The 16361-nt window shown below is 65.1% G+C and carries 12 protein-coding genes; 7 read left to right on the top strand and 5 right to left on the bottom strand.

Annotated elements, in window-relative coordinates; genetic code table 11:
- Positions 1-38: 38 nt before the first annotated feature.
- Together ACO06X_RS00855 and ACO06X_RS00850 are read right to left on the bottom strand one after the other, a co-directional pair.
- Positions 39-1145, bottom strand: a complete 1107-nt coding sequence (locus ACO06X_RS00855; protein WP_421838141.1) for a pyridoxal phosphate-dependent decarboxylase family protein — start codon at positions 1143-1145, stop codon at positions 39-41.
- Positions 1146-1281: 136 nt separating this feature from the next.
- On the bottom strand, positions 1282-2049 hold the full coding sequence (locus ACO06X_RS00850; protein ID WP_421838140.1) for a DUF1223 domain-containing protein: 768 nt from the start codon (positions 2047-2049) through the stop codon (positions 1282-1284).
- A gap of 186 nt (positions 2050-2235) precedes the next feature.
- On the opposite strand from ACO06X_RS00850, the gene ACO06X_RS00845 reads away from it, so the two are divergent.
- Complete coding sequence (locus ACO06X_RS00845; protein WP_421838139.1) at positions 2236-4206, top strand: TonB-dependent receptor plug domain-containing protein; 1971 nt, start codon at positions 2236-2238, stop codon at positions 4204-4206.
- Here the strand turns inward: ACO06X_RS00845 and ACO06X_RS00840 are convergent.
- Positions 4203-6263: a sulfotransferase gene (locus tag ACO06X_RS00840; RefSeq protein ID WP_421838138.1), complete on the bottom strand. Its 2061-nt coding sequence runs from the start codon at positions 6261-6263 to the stop codon at positions 4203-4205. The genes ACO06X_RS00845 and ACO06X_RS00840 overlap by 4 nt on opposite strands.
- 384 nt (positions 6264-6647) lie before the next feature.
- Between ACO06X_RS00840 and ACO06X_RS00835 the strand changes: the two genes are divergently transcribed.
- The gene (locus tag ACO06X_RS00835) at positions 6648-9350 is read left to right on the top strand and encodes a TonB-dependent receptor (RefSeq protein ID WP_421838137.1); all 2703 of its coding nucleotides are present in this window, start codon (positions 6648-6650) and stop codon (positions 9348-9350) included.
- Positions 9351-9581: 231 nt separating this feature from the next.
- On the opposite strand, the gene ACO06X_RS00830 is transcribed toward ACO06X_RS00835, so the two are convergent.
- Together ACO06X_RS00830 and ACO06X_RS00825 are read right to left on the bottom strand one after the other, a co-directional pair.
- The gene (locus ACO06X_RS00830) at positions 9582-11777 is read right to left on the bottom strand and encodes a molybdopterin cofactor-binding domain-containing protein (protein WP_421838136.1); all 2196 of its coding nucleotides are present in this window, start codon (positions 11775-11777) and stop codon (positions 9582-9584) included.
- The gene (locus ACO06X_RS00825) at positions 11774-12247 is read right to left on the bottom strand and encodes a (2Fe-2S)-binding protein (protein WP_298164347.1); all 474 of its coding nucleotides are present in this window, start codon (positions 12245-12247) and stop codon (positions 11774-11776) included. Before ACO06X_RS00825 ends, ACO06X_RS00830 begins: the two co-directional genes overlap by 4 nt.
- A 243-nt stretch (positions 12248-12490) precedes the next feature.
- On the opposite strand from ACO06X_RS00825, the gene ACO06X_RS00820 reads away from it, so the two are divergent.
- The 5 genes from ACO06X_RS00820 (at position 12491) to ACO06X_RS00800 (ending at position 16314) form a co-directional block, all read left to right on the top strand.
- Positions 12491-13195 carry a TetR/AcrR family transcriptional regulator gene (locus ACO06X_RS00820; RefSeq protein WP_421838135.1) on the top strand — a complete coding sequence of 235 codons (705 nt, stop codon included), beginning with the start codon at positions 12491-12493 and terminating at the stop codon, positions 13193-13195.
- A gap of 151 nt (positions 13196-13346) precedes the next feature.
- Positions 13347-14540 (top strand): amine dehydrogenase large subunit, encoded by a 1194-nt coding sequence (locus tag ACO06X_RS00815; RefSeq protein WP_421838134.1) that lies wholly within the window; start codon positions 13347-13349, stop codon positions 14538-14540.
- The gene (locus ACO06X_RS00810) at positions 14540-15109 is read left to right on the top strand and encodes a MauE/DoxX family redox-associated membrane protein (RefSeq protein WP_421838133.1); all 570 of its coding nucleotides are present in this window, start codon (positions 14540-14542) and stop codon (positions 15107-15109) included. Before ACO06X_RS00815 ends, ACO06X_RS00810 begins: the two co-directional genes overlap by 1 nt.
- 4 nt (positions 15110-15113) lie before the next feature.
- Complete coding sequence (locus ACO06X_RS00805; protein WP_421838132.1) at positions 15114-15716, top strand: methylamine utilization protein MauD; 603 nt, start codon at positions 15114-15116, stop codon at positions 15714-15716.
- A 55-nt stretch (positions 15717-15771) separates the two neighbouring features.
- Positions 15772-16314 carry a methylamine dehydrogenase light chain gene (locus ACO06X_RS00800; RefSeq protein WP_421838131.1) on the top strand — a complete coding sequence of 181 codons (543 nt, stop codon included), beginning with the start codon at positions 15772-15774 and terminating at the stop codon, positions 16312-16314.
- Positions 16315-16361: the final 47 nt, after the last annotated feature.

Genomic DNA, 16361 nt, shown 5'->3' with positions numbered 1-16361 from the left:
ATCGTCATCGCGCCGCACTCGTAAAACTCCGGCTGCGCTCAGCCCAGCGCTGCGCAGATCCGCGCCCAGATCGCATCAACATCGGCATGGGGATTGGCCGCGACCTGCCGCACCCACACGGTCTCGCCGATGGTGAAGGCTGAACTCGTGCCATCAAGAGCGGCGATCACGGCCGCCGCATCTCCTTCCAGCGGACGCCAATTGAGCACCCCGCTTTCCGGCCAATGCTTCAGCACCGTGCGCGGATCGGCGTCGAGACGCTGCGCAAGCTCCTCGGTGATCGTCATGCAACGCTCGATCCGCTGCGCCAACCCCTCGCGGCCCCATGCCAGCAAGGTCGCGAGCAGCGGCAGCGCCGCCGCGCTGCGCGTGCCTTCCACCCCGCTGTTGGGCCGCGCTAGGTACGACGAAGTGAACGTGATCGAGGCCCGCGCCGCCTCCGATCGGAACAGCGCAAGCGCCGCGCCCTTGGGCTGGAAGAACCACTTGTGCGCGGAGATCGCGATGCTGTCCGCCGCTTCGATGCCCGCCAGCCGGTCCCGATACGACGTGAGTTGCAGCGGCCCGGCCCAGGCCGCGTCGACATGAAGCCACCTGGCCGGAACCGAGGTCAGATCATCGATCACCCCGCGCCCGGTTGTCCCTGCCGTCAACACCAGCGCCGCATCGGCAAGATCGGGAAGCCCCGCGCGGATCAGGCGGCCATCATCGCCAACCGGCACGGGGTGATACTCCAAACCAAGGATCCGCGCCGCCTTGGGCACCGAGATATGCGCCTCGGCCGATGCAACCACCATGCGCGCTCCCGCCTCGCGTGCCGCCCAGAGCGCGGTCAGGTTGGCCAGCGTCGATCCGCTGCAGATCTGCCCCCATGCCATGCCGAACGCCGGCGCGATCCACTCCAGCACGCGCGCCTCGGCCAGAGTGGCGAAAGGGCTGGTCGCCGGATGCAGCATGTTCTGGTTGGCCTGCGCGACGAAATAGGCCATCCGCGCAGCCACCGGAGCGGAGGGCGGGTCCATATGCGCCAGCGCATCGGGCGCGGCGAGATCGGCGGCCCGCGTCATCGCCGCCGCACCCAGCAGATCGAGCACCGCCTCTTCGCCGATACCGGTCTCGGGGAACGTCTCGGGGAGTTCGATCATGCAGGACCTCTTTGCTTCACGGGCGCTATTTGCCGCCAGCATCATCCCTGCCCAAGCAGCCCGCCAAGGGGCAGGCACAATTCCTTGGCCCGACGATAGCCGGTCTTCCGTACCGCCCTCGCCCAGCCTGGCAGACCTATTGCGCGTCGCTCCCCGCGCTCAGCACCGCGCCGCCACGGCCATCCTGCAGGAACACAGCGCTGCGCAGCCCGCCGGTCGCGGGCGGATAGGCAAAGCGCACTGCCCCGCCGCTCCATGCGCCAAGCCGGGTGAGTTCGCGCACGAGGTTCCGGTGCGGCAGGGTGCGACCGCCATTCTCACCCGCCTTGATCGGCACCTCGATCGTGCGCGGATCGTAGCGCACCAGCCAGACATCAGCTGGGCGCGCGGGAGCAGCGCCCTTCGCAATCGTCACGCTGCCTGCGCCAACGCTCGGCACCGGTGCGGTTGTCCTGACCGAAGCGATTGCGGCTTCCACCGCGCGCGGGTTGGCACCGCTCACACTCTGCTGGCCGTTGATCCAGAACTGCGGCGTCGCCACCTCGTGGCTTGGCGAACGCGCCGCGAAATCGCGCTGACGCTGGGTATAGGCGGGACTGGCGAACCGGTCCTTCCAGCCAAGGTAATCCCAGTAGGTCACCTCGAACGCGAGGGGGATCACGTTGGGGCGGTCTGCAATGCCATTGAGCCAGGCCTCGGCGGGCGGGCAGCTGGAGCAGCCCTCGCTCTGGTAGAGCTCGACCAGCACGGGCGCGGCAGGAGCAGCGGCAACGCGAGGAGCCGCAGGGGCGCTCGCCATGGCGGTGCTGATCAAGGCGTGGCCCGCCAGCACTGCCGAACCAGCAAGACCCAGCAGCAGGGCAATCGCAGCGAGGCGGCGGACAAGGGACGGAGATCGGGGCATCGGAAAAACCTTCACACGGTCTGGGGGAATGCTTGCAGGTTCGCTGCGTTCCTTTCACCGGTTACAACGTCTGCCTGCCCGCGCACTTGACAGGCGGGCCTGCCAAGGCAACGCCCCGGACACGCCGTTTCCATCGAAAGCCACAGCCTCGTGCAACCCTGCCTCCGCCATGCTGCCCTTTTTCCGTTGCTTGCCGGCATCGCCCTGCCGTCGCTCGCCTTCGCTGACGAGGCTGCGCCGGACCAGATCGTCGTGACCGGGCGCGGGCTCGATGCTGCTCCGGCGGCTGTCGCGTACGATGTTCAGGATATCGACCGTGACCGGCTGGCCGTCGCCGCCTCGGGCCGGCTCGAGGATGCGCTCTCCGCCGCTGCTGGTTTCCAGCAGTTCCGCCGTTCGGACAGCCGCGCGTCCAATCCTTCCGCTCAAGGCATCACGCTGCGCGCACTCGGCGGCAATGCCACGAGCCGCACGCTGCTGCTGCTCGATGGCGTGCCCATGGCTGATCCGTTCTTCGGCTACGTCCCGCTCTCCACGCTCGCGCCGGAACGATTGGCCATGGCCCGCGTCACCCGTGGTGGCGGCTCGGGCGCGTTCGGCGCGGGTGCGGTCGCTGGCACCATCGACCTGACCAGCGCGGGCCCGGACCAGCTTGGCCTGTTCGGCGGCCGCGCGCTCGTCGATGATCGTGGCGAGACGGAGGTTTCCGCCACGCTCGCGCCCAGGCTTGGCGCGGGGTATCTGGTCGCCTCGGGCCGGTGGGACCGTGGCCGCGGCTTCTGGACCACGCCGGTGGACCAGCGCGTCCCCGCCAGCGTGCGTGCCCGCTATGAAAGCTGGTCCACCAGCTTGCGCGCGGTGGCTCCGCTCACCAGCGATATCGAACTGCAGGCCCGCGTAGCCGCCTTCAACGATGCGCGTACGCTCCGCTTTGCCGGAGCCGACACCGCCGCCAGCGGCCAGGACGCCAGCCTGCGCCTTGTCGGGCGCGGAGCGTGGCAGTTCGATGCCCTTGCCTATGTGCAGAGCCGCGATTTCAACAATGTGGTGATCAGCGCGCGCAACTTCCTCCCCACGCTCAACCAGCGCGCCACGCCTTCGACCGGCATCGGCGGCAAGTTCGAACTGCGCCCGCCGGTGGGCAAGGCGCATGTCCTGCGGCTCGGTGCAGACTGGCGCTATGCCGAAGGGAAGACCGAGGAGGACGTCTACACCGCCGGCAGGATCAGCGGCCAGCGCCGCGCGGGCGGCACCAACCGCGATCTTGGCCTGTTCATCGAGGATGACTGGACCCTCGGCCCGGTGATCCTCACCGCAGGCGCGCGCGCGGACCGGTGGTCGGTGCGCAATGGCCTGTTCGAACAAACGCCGCTCGGTGGAAACACCGCGACCACGCTCTACCCGGACCGCTCCGGCTGGGACGGCAGCTTCCGCGGCGGTGCGGTGGTCAAGCTCGGCGGCGGCCTCGCCCTGCGCGGATCGGCCTATACCGGCCTGCGCCAGCCGACGCTCAACGAGCTTTACCGCACTTTCACCGTGTTCCCCATCGTCACCCGCGCCAACGCCGCACTGCAGAACGAGAAGCTGCGCGGGTTCGAAGGCGGGCTTGACTGGCGCCCCGCGCCGGGCCTGTCGTTCTCCGCCACGGCGTTCGACAACAAGGTCCGCCACGCCATCGCCAATGTCACCATCGCGCCCAACGTGCGCGAGCGGCAGAACGTCGATGCCGTCCACGCCAAGGGGATCGAACTGGGCGCGGAAGCAAAGCTCGGCGCGTTCTCGCTGAGCGGCTCCTTCGCCTATACCGACGCCAAGGTCGAAGCCCCCGGCACCGCACTCGATGGCAAGCGCCCATCGCAGACGCCGCGCTATGCCGCCAGTGCCACCGCCGCCTGGCGTCCTTCGCCGCGCACCACGCTCGCGCTCACCGTGCGGCACACCGGCGCGCAGTTCGAGGATGATCTGGAGACGGACATCCTGCCCGCTGCAACCACGCTCGATGCTTATGCCGAAGCGCCAATCGCCGGGCCGTTCAGCCTCGTGCTGCGCGGCGAGAACCTGTTTGACGAGACCGTGGTGACCCGCAATTCGGGCGGCTCGATCGATCTCGGCACCCCGCGCACGCTCTGGGCGGGGGTGCGGGTGGCGTTCCGCTAGGGCAGCAGCGCCGCCGGCACGTCCGGATAGCAGGTCGCCACGTCGCCTAGCGCGGCTTCAAGCGGACCGAGCCACGGAGCAAACGCCTTCCAGTGCTCCACCGCATCGGTGTAGATCGGCTGGCGCACCTGCTCCGAACTCGCCGTGCGCACCGCACGGGTGTTGCGGTGGAATTCGAGGCAGCTTTCCTCGAACGGCAGCCCCAGATAGTCGAGCAGGCGCCGCACTTCGTGCTCCGTCTCCGCCACCATCCGCTCGTAGATCACCCGGTGCACCGCACCCGGCGCTGCCGCGTCGTAATGCGCCATCAACTTCACATAGTCGCAGTAGTACCGCCCGATTTCGCCAAGATCATACGTGAACGTCTGCCCGCGCGCGAAATGCTGCTTCCAGCCCGAAAAACAGCACGACATCGGATGCCGCCGCGCATCGACGATCTTCGCGTTCGGCAGGATCAGCCGGATCAGGCCGACATGCTGCCAGTTGTTGGGCATCTTGTCGGTAAACCGCGGGCGGTCCGTCTTGCGGTGCACCCGTGTGCGTTCGATGTATTCCTCGCCCAGACGCAGGCGCTCGGTCGGCCCCAGCGAACGCACCATCGCCGCGAAATCCGCGAACTCGCCTTCATCCACGCGTGATTGCAGGCGCGCTGCAATCACCATCATTTCCGAAAGCTCCATCGTGCCTTCGATCGCGCTGTGGCTGGAGAGGATCTGTTCGACCAGCGTGGAGCCCGAGCGCGGCAGGCCGACGATGAAGATCGGATCCTCCGCCGGGCAGCCGCCCTCTCCCATCCCGGCGATAAAGGCGCTGGTGAAGGTCGATGCAGTTGCATCCGCCTCGGCCGCGAGCAGATCGGGATCATAGCGCACCAGCGAACGGCGCAGGCGGTTGCCCTTGTCATAGTGGTCGAACGACCGCGCCACTTCGCCCGCATCCTCGTAAGCCTTGCCGAGCGAGAAATGGAGGTGAAACACATCCTCGTCGCGGCCCGCCTCGCCCGTCAGCCCCGCCAGCGCGGCCTCCATGCGTGCGATGTCTTCGCCTTCCAGCTTCACCGTCTTGAGGTTGGCAAGGCTCCACCACGCTTCCCCCAGGCTCGGCTGCTGCGTGACGGCTGTGCGGTAGGCCTTGATCGCCTCGCCCTGCTCGCCCAGCGTCTTGAGTACGTGGCCCAGATTCTGCCACAGCAGCGGCTGCTCCGGCTGCGCCTCGAGCATGCGCTCATAGATCGTGCGCGCCCGCTCCTGATCGCCAAGCCGAACCAGCACCGAGGAGAGAATAAGGTCCGCCGCCGCACCCGCGACCGGACTGCGCGCCAGCATTTCGGCATGGACAAGCGCATCGGGCAGGCGGTTGACCTGCATCAGCAGCCGCACAAGGAAATCGCGCGCCAGATCGAACCCGGGCGCGAGTGTAACCGCCCGTTCCACCAGCCTCAGCGCTTCGGTCATGTCGCCGCGCCGCCACATCAGCTCGCCCTGCATGCGCGTGCCAACCGGATCGTCCGGCAGGTGCGCGGCGCGCGCGGCGAGCTTCGCCTCGGCTTCGTCCAGCTTGCCCGCGTTGATATCAGCAGCGGCGGCCAGCAATTCAGGATCGCGCGAGGCCGCGTGTACGGCAGACAAGTCGGCCCGCCAGGCATCTTCCTCGCGCCCCGCCTTGCGCAGTTCGGAGGCGAGCAGGATCCACCCGCTCGCAACCCCCGGCTGCGTGCGCGTCAGCGCCTCGAGTGCGGTGATGGCTTCGTCGCTCCGTCCCGCCTCGCTCGCGGCCTGTGCGTGCTCCCACAGCACCATCGCAGGTCGGCGCGGACCGCCTGGGATCAGCATCAGCCTGGCGCAGGCCTCGGCCGGGCGGCGCAGGCGCCGCAACGCCTGGCCAGCGACGAACAGTGCGGGCGGCAATCCGGGCACGGCACGCAGCGCCTCTTCGGCTGCCGCAAGCGCGAAGTCGGGCCTCGCTTCGACCTGCGCCGCCGCCGCATCGAGCGACGCCCGCAAAGCTGCCTGCGCCGGGGCCCTCTGTCCCGATCTGGCAGGGTTTCCTATATCCATCGTTAGTTCCCGCCCTCGCATATGCTGCATCATGTGCAGGTTTTGACACAGGTGCAACGCTGATGACCGGGACATGCTGCAAATGAGAAAAAAGAATGTTGACTCTCGGCAACAATGTAGCATCTTGCCCTTTAGGACAGGCGTCAAGAAATGACCCAATCCGGGGGCAATTTTGCATTTTTCACGCCGTGCTCGCGCACGGTCAGCCAGAGGTCGCTAAGCGTCCATGGCTCAAGGGTTTTTCGCGATAATGCGAATTCGCAAGCGAAGACCCCGGTGACTGCACTGCTTCGGCAGTGCGCTTTGCGGCCACGAGTCGCTTCGCAGGAACGAACGAAGGAGCTTTTGCAGACCAGAGTATCGACCCAGGGAGCCACACACGATATGACAAAGAAAACCGGTCGCCGGTCGCACACGCTGAGGGCGCTGTGCCTGTCCACTATTCTTACCGGCATCGCCGCACCGCACGCCGCGTTTGCCCAGGAAGCACTCGCGCCGCAAGCTGCTCCCGCTGACGATACCAAGCCGGCCGGCGGTTTCGACGAGATCATCGTCACCGCGACGCGCAAGTCGGAAAATGTGCAGAAGGTGCCGATCGCAATCCAGGCACTCAACTCCGATTTTCTTGCACAGCGGCAGGTAAAAGGCCTTGCCGATTACGCCGCCCTGCTTCCCTCGGTCTCGTTCGCCGGCATCGGGCCGGGCCGCAGCGAGGTCTATTTCCGCGGTATCGTGCCCGCCGGCGGCGCTTATGCCTCGGTCGGCTATTACCTCGACGAAATCCCCATCACCGGCGCCGAAGTCCCCGATATCCAGGTTTATGACATGGAGCGTATCGAGGCGCTTTCCGGTCCGCAGGGCACCCTGTTCGGTGCCGGTTCGCTCGCCGGCGTGCTGCGCTTCATCACCGCCAAGCCCAAGATCGGCTCGTTCGAGCTGGGCGTTGACACCGAAGTCAACAAGTTCGGCAAGGGTGACATGGGCGGCACCTTCAAGGGCTTCGTCAACATTCCCGTGAGCGATACGCTCGCCGTCCGCGCGATGGGCTACTACCGCAAGGAAGGCGGCTACATCGACAACACGCCCAACAACGGCAAGTTCAACAATGGCCAGCCTGCGGTGCTCAACCTGGGCGACGACAATCCGCTGACGTCGTACACGCTCAACAACGCTTCGATTGCCAAGGACAACTACAACCCAGTCTACGAATACGGCGGCCGCCTCTCGATGCTGTGGGACGTGGCTGACGGCTGGGAAATCACGCCATCGATCACCGCGCAGCGGCAGATTTCCTACGGCTACTTCGGCTTTGACCCGCGGCTTGGCGATCTTCAGGTCCACGACTATGATCTGACCCGCAGTGACGACAAGTGGTATCAGGCCGCGCTGACGATCCACGGCCATATCGGCGATTTCGATCTCGTTTCGGCGACCGGCTACTATCACCGCAACCGCAAGATCAACAACGACTATACCTACTACACCGTGGCCTATGACGGCTTCGGTCCGGGGTATGAAAGCTACCTGCAGTTCTTCGACAAGGCGGGCTGCACCGGCAGCGGTGCCTCGCTCAAGTGCACCACTCTGCTCAACCCGACGCAGTACTACCATGCCGACAACAGCCAGCGGAAGTTCACTCAGGAACTGCGCCTGACGACGCCGAAATCCTGGCCGTTCGACGTGACGGTGGGCGGATTCTACCAGCGCCAGAAGAACAACACGAACGACTTCTACGCCATCCGCGGGCTTGACAAGATCGTCGGCTACACTGCGGCAGGCGGCGGCGACAGCAACTTCGAAGGCTTCGGCATTCCCGAGGCGCAGGGCGGCACGATGATTCTCGGCTCGCCGGCAGTGCGCGGTGACGGGTTCTACATCACCGAGAACGACACGCTCTATCACGATACGGCAGCCTTCGCCGAAGCGCACTACAACATTACCCCGGCGATCAAGGTGACGGGCGGCATCCGTTACTTCTGGACCGATTATCAGATCACCGGTTTCGCCGGCGTGGCCAGCTCCGCGCTCAACGCACCTTCGATCTTCACGCCCACCGGCGCGGTCGGCTGCCCGCTGCCGCTCACCGGTGCGCGGCTTGAATGTCGCAACACCAACCGGCTCGATCCGGAAAGCATCGGCCGCTACAGCGAAAAGGGCGAAACCCACAAGGTCGTCGTCGACTGGCAGGTTGCTGACCAGAAGCTGGTCTATTTCAACTACTCGACCGGCTTCCGCCCCGGTGGCTACAACCGTCCGCTGCGCATCCGCGCCACCACGACGCAGCCGTCGGTGGTCGTGGCCGCGCCCGCCTTCAAGTCGGAAACGCTGACCAACTTCGAGCTTGGCTTCAAGACGACGTGGAACAACATTTTCCGCCTCAATGGCGCGATCTACCTCGAGAAGTGGAACAACATCCAGTACGGCGTGGTCGTCGCGGGTGCCCAGGGCGCTGGCTACACCGGCAACGCCGGCAAGGCCGAGGTCAAGGGTATCGAATTCGATGCCGACCTGCGCCTGGGCAAGTGGACGATTACCTCCAGCGGCGCTTACAACGATGGCAAGCTGAAGGGCGATTTCTGCAACTTCGTCGCCAACCGCGCCGCGCAGACGATCGCCCAGCTTGATACCTGCTCGCTCGGCACCTTCATCGATGCCGACGGCAATATCGTGAACGACAACAACGGTGGCACAAACCTCGGCACCCCGACCGTTGCGGCGGCAAACGGCACGCGTCTGCCGCGCCAGCCCAAGTTCAAGGGCACAACCACGATCCGCTACGACACGGATATCGGGGACTACAAGACCTACTTCCAGGCAGCAGCGCTGTATCAGACGGGCGCCACGCAGGATCTCAACGTCGAGAACAACAACTTCTTTGGAAATACGCCGGGCTTCATAAGCTTCGACTTTGCAGCCGGAATCAAGAAGGATCACTGGACGATCGATGCGTTCATCCAGAACGCGTTCGACCGGCGCGGACAGCTCACGCGCAACACGTTCTGCTCTATCTCGGTCTGCTCCGGCTCGACCCGTACCTTCATCATCCGCCCGCAGTTCTTCGGGCTCAAGATGGGCTATCGCTACTGAGGCGCAGGCCAGATTGAAGCAAACAGACAGCCCCTCGCGGTTTCGGCCGCGGGGGTTTTGCTTTGCCCTTCCTTTCATCATTCCTGCGCAGGCGAAAATCCAAAGCGGCATACGCGGCTCCCGATTCCAGCCATCGCGGGAATGACGAAGGTGGCGCGGCCAGAAAAAACCCCTCCCGCAACGCGAGAGGGGTTCTTGCAGCCCCGGATTTGGGGCTGGATCAGTAAGGTATTACGCCAGCGAGAGCGGCAGGCTGCGCAGGCGCTTGCCCGTCGCATCGCGGATCGCGTTGGCAATCGCCGGGATCACCGGCGGCAGCGTCGGCTCACCTAGGCCGGTAGGCGGATTGTCGGTCACCACCCAGGTGATCGCGACCTCACCCGGCGTCTGATTGATGCGGAGAAGCGGGAAATCGCCGAAGTTTTCCTGCGTCACGGCGCCGGCCTTCTGCTCGATCGGCTGCCACACCATCGCCTGCGCGATGCCGTCGATCACCGCGCCCTGCATCTGGTGCTCGGCATTCAGGGGATTGATCACCTGACTGCCGATGTCACCCGCAACCCAGACCTTGTCGATCGTGATCGTGCCGTCTGCCACGGTGAGGTCAACCACCTCGGCAAAGTAGCCACGGTGGCTGAAGTAGAACCCGAAACCGCGCCCCTTGCCCCCATTGGCTCCGGACGGGGCCGAGCGCTTGCCAGTCCACCCGGCAAACTTGCACACCGCATCGATCACTCCGCGCGCGCGGCCGGTGTCGAAGGGCGTATCATCGGGCTCTGGCGGCAGTTGCCGCGTGGCGCCCAGCGTGCGGCGCATGAGTTCGGGCAGATCCGTCCCCGCCGCCTCGGCCACTTCATCGAGGAAGCCCTGGAACACGAAGGAGACCGCATTCGAGGTCGGCGCGCGCAGCCAGCCCGTGGTGAGGTTGGTCTTGAGGAACGACATGCCGAAATGCACATCGGGCAGCACCGGCCCCGGAAACTCGGTCGCGCGCATTTCCGCGGCCCGCATCGGCTTCCCGTCGGCGCCGAAAGTGATGAAGTGATCCTTCAGCGCCACCAGCGCGCCGCTCGCATCAAGCCCTGCCGTCATGCGGTGCCATCCGCCCGGCCGGTAGTAATCGTTGCGCATGTCGTCGGTGCGGTCGAACAGCAGCTTGACCGGGCGGCCCGGGACTGCCTTCGCCACGCAGGCGGTCAGGATCATGAAATCGCTCATCAGTCGCCGGCCAAAGCCGCCGCCGATACGTGTCATGTGGATCGTCATCGAGGCAGGATCGATGCCGAGCACCTTGGCGATATCGCCGCGCGCCGTGCCCGGATCCTGCGTCGGTGCCCAGAATTCAAGCTTGCCGTCCGCATGCCACAGCGCGGTGCAGTTCTGCGGCTCAAGCGTGGCGTGGGCGAGGAACGGATAGGCATAGTCCGCCGTCACCACCTTCGCCGCCTTGGCCAGCGCCGCATCGGCATTGCCTGCCTTGAACAAGTCCGCCGTCGGTGCCGCGCCCATCAGGGCTTTGGCCATGGCGTTGTACCCATCGGTCGAATAGCCGTCGAAGCCTGCCGTATCCCACTCGACAGCCAGCTTCTCGCGCGCCTTGTGGACCCGCCACCAGCTGTCGCCGACGATCGCCACGGCATTGTGCTTGCCCGCCGGGATTTCGCCATCGGTCACCGGCACCACGGCCAGCACGCCTTTTTCCTTGCGGACGGCGGCATCATTGAAGCTCTTGAGCGTCCCACTGATCACCGGGCATTTGACCATCGCGGCATAGAGCATGCCCGCCGGATGCGCATCGATGCCGAACAGCGGCTCGCCGCGCACGATGGCGGGTGTATCGACGCCCTTCATCGACTTGCCGACGATCTTGAAGTCCTTGGGCGCCTTGAGCGGCACCTTTTCGAGATCGGGCGCGGCGACCTTCGCCGCAACCGGCGCGAGCGCGGCATAAGTAACCAAACGACCGCTGGCGGCGTGCAGCACCTTGCCCTCGTTCGTCGTCAAGCTAGCAGCAGGCACGCCCCATTGCTGCGCTGCGGCAGACACCAGCATGGCGCGAGCACCGGCACCCGCCTGTCGCGCGGGCAGCCAGTTCAGCGGCGTCGTCATGCTGCCGCCGGCAAACTGCGGGCCATAAGCGGCCGCATTGTCGTCGGCCTGCTTGATCTTCACCTGGCTCCAGGCAACGTCGAGTTCCTCGGCAATCAGCATGGGCAGCATGGTTTTCACGCCCTGGCCGATCTCGGGATTCTTCGCGAGGATCGTCACCGTATTGTCCGGCGCGATGCTCACGAACACGCCCAGCATGGCCGGCTCGCCGCCGCCCGGTGCGGCAGCGAAGGCAAGCTTCGCCTCGAACGTCAGCGCAGCACCGCCGGCAAGCGAGGCGGCAATGAACGAGCGGCGGGAAACAGCAACGGCGTTCATGCGGCGGCTCCCGAAATGGCCTTGCTCGCTTCGGCGATGGCCTTCTGTATCCGCAGATATGTGGCGCAGCGGCAGATGTTGCCCGCCATCCCGGCGGTCACTTCGTCAGCCGAAGGCTTGGGCGTTGCGGTCAGCAGCGCGGTGGCGGACATGATCTGTCCCGCCTGGCAATAGCCGCACTGCGGCACGTCGAGCGCAGTCCACGCCTCGACCACCTTGGCGCCGACCGGCGAGGCCGTCACGCCTTCGATCGTCACGATATCCTTGCCGGCTGCATCGGCCAGCGGCGTCTGGCACGAGCGCACCGCCTCGCCGTTCAGGATCACCGTGCAGGCACCGCAGAGCCCGGCGCCGCAGCCGAACTTGGTGCCGGGCATGTTGAGGTCTTCGCGCAGCACCCAGAGCAGCGGCTTGTCGGATTCGACATCCACGGTCCGGGGCTTGCGGTTAACGGTCAGCGAGATCGCCATTGCGGTCCTTTCGAGCAGCCGGGGCGGCAAATGCGCGCCAAACCGGCGAATGCGGGGAAAATCGGGCCCTGTATGCCCCGGATACAACGCGGTATCGATAGAGGCTTAGCCGAGTAATAATTGTGTATTTTCAGAGATTTAAAAAACCCGAACAAAGTCTGTACAAAGTTCAGGATTCCGTCAAGAGCGATTTGCCGGAAGGGCGCTCTGGTGAGGGTCCGGCGCGCATGCTACGCATGATCCATGGATCGTAATACCGTCACGCTGGTCGAGGCACACCGCGAAAGTGGTATCGCAGGCGATGAAGGCATGGTCACCGGTCCTCGCCCCGGCACCTATGCCCGCGGCACCGAAACCGTCGATGCCATCCTCAAGGCCGCGCATGACGTGCTGATCGAGGAAGGCGCCAGCGCCTTCACCATCCGCCGCATCGCCACCAAGAGCGGCATGAAGGTCGGCAATGTCAGCTACCATTTCCCGCGCAAGGAAATGCTTATCAAGATCATGCTGGACGAGCTCCTCGACAGCTATGACAAGCTGCTCGAGAGCCAGGTTCGCCAGCCCGGAATTTCGCCGGAAGACCGCCTCCGCCTGATCGTGAAGCTGTGCCTCGACGATATTGCCGGAAAGCGCACCACGCGCCTGTTTACCGAGCTCTGGGCGCTCGCCAACCACAACACTTTCGTCGCGGATCGGGTGCGTGTCTTCTACCAGCGCGTGCACGATTTCATCGGCGAAGTGGTCACAGAGCTCAATCCCGCGCTCGCACCCGACGAGGTGGCCACGGTCGCGCTTTATATCAGCGCCTCGATGGAAGGCACGACTCCGTTCCTGGGATTCGAGAAGCCTTGGGCCGCGAAAATGCCGCAGATCACCGCGATCGCCGCCGAAGCCATGGTATCGCTGGTGAAATCGATCACCCCGCAGCAGATCGCGGCCCGCACCTGACCCTAGGTGGGCTTTTTTTGCGGCTCTCCACCGGAACCGCGCGATCGGCGTTACAAAGCGCTTGACTAAAACTGGACGCTCGTCAAATCTTCTTCGCAAGCGCACAAAGTGCATGGGGTTCAGGCGTTTCAGACAGAAGGGGCCAGGCCAGATGAAGATGAAGAAGGTTCAGGGCAAGTCTTCGCTCTCCGCTAGGGCCAGGTACACCGCCACGGCTGTCTCCGCGCTTGCTCTGCTGGGCAGCGTTCCCGCCGCGCACGCAGCCGATCCACTGCAGCCGGACCCGGAGCTTGAGGCGGTAACGCTCTCCGCACCGAAGCCGAGCTGGGTGTTTGTCGAGCGCGGCTTCGTCGTTCCCGGCAATTCGATCTACGATACCGAAACCGGCAAGATGCTCGGCATGGTCGAGGCCTCCACGCTGTCGGACCTCTCGATCGATCCGGCCGGCAAGGCCTATTACGTGTCGGAAAGCATCTGGACCAAGGGCTGGCGCGGAACGCGGCAGGACATGATCACGGTCTATGATTCCGCCACGCTCAAGCTGAAGACGGAAATTGCCATTCCCGGCCGCATCCTGATCGGCGGGCGCAAGTTCAACTTCGTGATCGCGGACGAGGGCAAGACGGCCTACGTCTACAATCTCGATCCTGCCTCGTCGGTTAACGTGGTCGATCTCGCCAAAGGCAAGTTCGTCAAGAAGATCGAGCTGCCCGGCTGCGCCAGCCTGATGCCGGTCACCGGCGTCGGCTTCTCGGCACTCTGCTCGGACGGATCGCTGGCCACGGTCAAGACCGCCGGCGCGAAGCCGGAGATCACGCGTTCGGCCCCATTCTTCTCCGCCACCAACGATCCGATCTTCGACAACTTCGGCTATGACGGTGCCAAGCAGACTGCCGTGTTCCTGACCTATACCGGGCAGGTCTACACCGCCAAACTGGGCGCGACGCCGACGATTTCGGAGCCGTTCTCGATCCAGGCTGCGGCCGGCGTTTCGCCCGCTGACACCAAGCCGCTCGATGTACACTGGTATCCCGGTGCGCGGCAGGGCCTTGCCTATCACCTCGGCACCGGCCACGCTTTCGTGCTAATGCACACCGGCGAATACTGGACGCACAAGGAATCCGGCACCGAATTGTGGGAACTCGATGTCGCGGCCAAGAAGGTCGTGAAGCGCATTCCGCTGGAAGATCCAGCCTCTGCCGTCGCCGTCACGCAGGAGCCCAACGCCAAGCTTATCCTTTCGGGTGAAAGCGGCACGCTTCATATCCTCGATGCCAAGACCTTCGAAGAGAAGTTCAAGCTCGAGAAGTCCGCTGGCGGCGTGCTGCGGACGCTGGAGCCCTGATGGCGGACAGCAGCGCCTTGACACTGGCTGCGATTGGCGGAACCGGCATTGGCGTTCTCGGTCTTGCAGGAGCGATGGGGGTTGGCCTCGTCTTCCTGCAGGCCGCCCTTGCCAAGCTGCGCCACCGCGAGATTCTGTCGGGTGTCATCGCAAACTACCGACTGCTGCCTGCCGCAGTCGTCGGCCCGGCTGCAATGCTGCTGGCTCCAGTTGAACTTGCCGTTGCTATCGGCCTGCTGCTGGGCGGACAGGCCCTTGCGGCGGCGGTCGCCATCATGCTGCTGTTGATCTTCGCCGCTGCCATGGGCATCAATATCACGCGGGGGCGGCGCGAGATCGATTGCGGCTGCGGTCGCTCGCAACTGCGCCAACCGCTCAGTTGGCTGCTTGTCACCCGCAACCTGCTGCTTGCGGCGCTGCTTGTCCCGCGCCTTCTGCCGGGCGCTGCGTTCACTTATGCCGATCTCGCCATCGCACTGGCCGGCGGTCTGGCGGTGTTCGTGATAGTCCAGCTTTTCAACGCCATCGGGGCGCTTGCGGCATCACCGCTCGCCGCCTCGCGGAGGTAACCGAATGTTGCAAGCCTTGCTCGTCTCGACGGTCCTGTCCTGGGTCGTGATCCTCCTGCTGGGTGTAGCGCTCCTGGCGCTCGCCCGTCAGGTCGGTATCCTGCACATGCGCGTTGCCCCTGCCGGTGCGCTGACGACGTCCGCTGGCCCCGCTGTTGGCAGCGCCGCCGCTGCGATCCCGGCCACGACGATCGAAGGCACAAAGACCACGGTCGGTGGCCACCTCCACGGCGTGCCGCTGCGCCTCCTCATGTTCGTCTCACCCTCGTGCCCGCTGTGCAAGAACCTCATTCCGGTGGCGAAGTCCTTCGCCCGTGATGAACGCCTCCAGCTCGTCTTCATCGGCGATGACGACATTGCCGCGCAGCGCCAGATGATCGCGGAGCACAGCCTTGGCGGCTATTCGTTCATCAATGGCCCGGAAGTCGGCCAGGCTTACGAAGTGGCGAAGCTGCCCTATGCCGTCTTGATGGACGAGCACGGCACGATCCTCTCGAAGGGCCTCGTCAACAGCCGCGAGCATCTCGAAAGCCTCGTGATCGCCCACGAAATGGGCATCCGCTCGGTCCAGGACTACATCGGCAAGCTCAAGGCCGTCGTCAATTGATCGCCCTCATCCACTCACAAGAACACGGTTCCAGCGCACAACAGGGGACAAGCTCATGAAGACCTTCAATCCCGACGCCATGGGCGAGAAGCTGCTCCGCCGCTTTGCTGGCGGCACCTCACGCCGCAGCATTCTCGCCCGGCTCGGCCTCGCGCTGGTCGCCGCGCCTGTATTCCCGGTCCTTCCGGTCAGCCGCGCCAGCGCCGCCAAGCCGGACCGCTCGCCCGAGGCGAAGACCACCTTCGCCCGCAATGCGCAGAGCAAGGACGATACCAAGTGCGATTACTGGCGCTATTGCGCGATCGACGGCTCGCTCTGCTCGTGCTGCGGCGGCGCACTTAACCGCTGCCCGCCCGGCGCGGAGCACTCGCCCGTCTCGTGGGTCGGCACCTGCATCAATCCCGATGACGGCCGCGCCTACCTGATCGCCTACCGCGATTGCTGCGGCAAGGCCTACTGCAACAAGTGCGATTGCGACGGCACCGACCGTGAGACGCAGCTCTATGTGCCGCAGCTCAACAACGACGTGATCTGGTGCTTCGGTACGACCAGCATGGAATACCATTGCTCGACAGCAGTGCTCGTCGGCACGGCCTGACGCGGCACGACGAGCGGGGGTTCCGGCGCGCAGCGAACGGGTCTAAG

It is taken from the genome of Novosphingobium sp., assembly GCF_965229225.1.
Taxonomy (GTDB): Bacteria; Pseudomonadota; Alphaproteobacteria; order Sphingomonadales; family Sphingomonadaceae; genus Novosphingobium.
The sequence above is the reverse complement of the archived record's forward strand: the minus strand, read 5'-3'. Positions and strand labels throughout refer to the sequence as shown.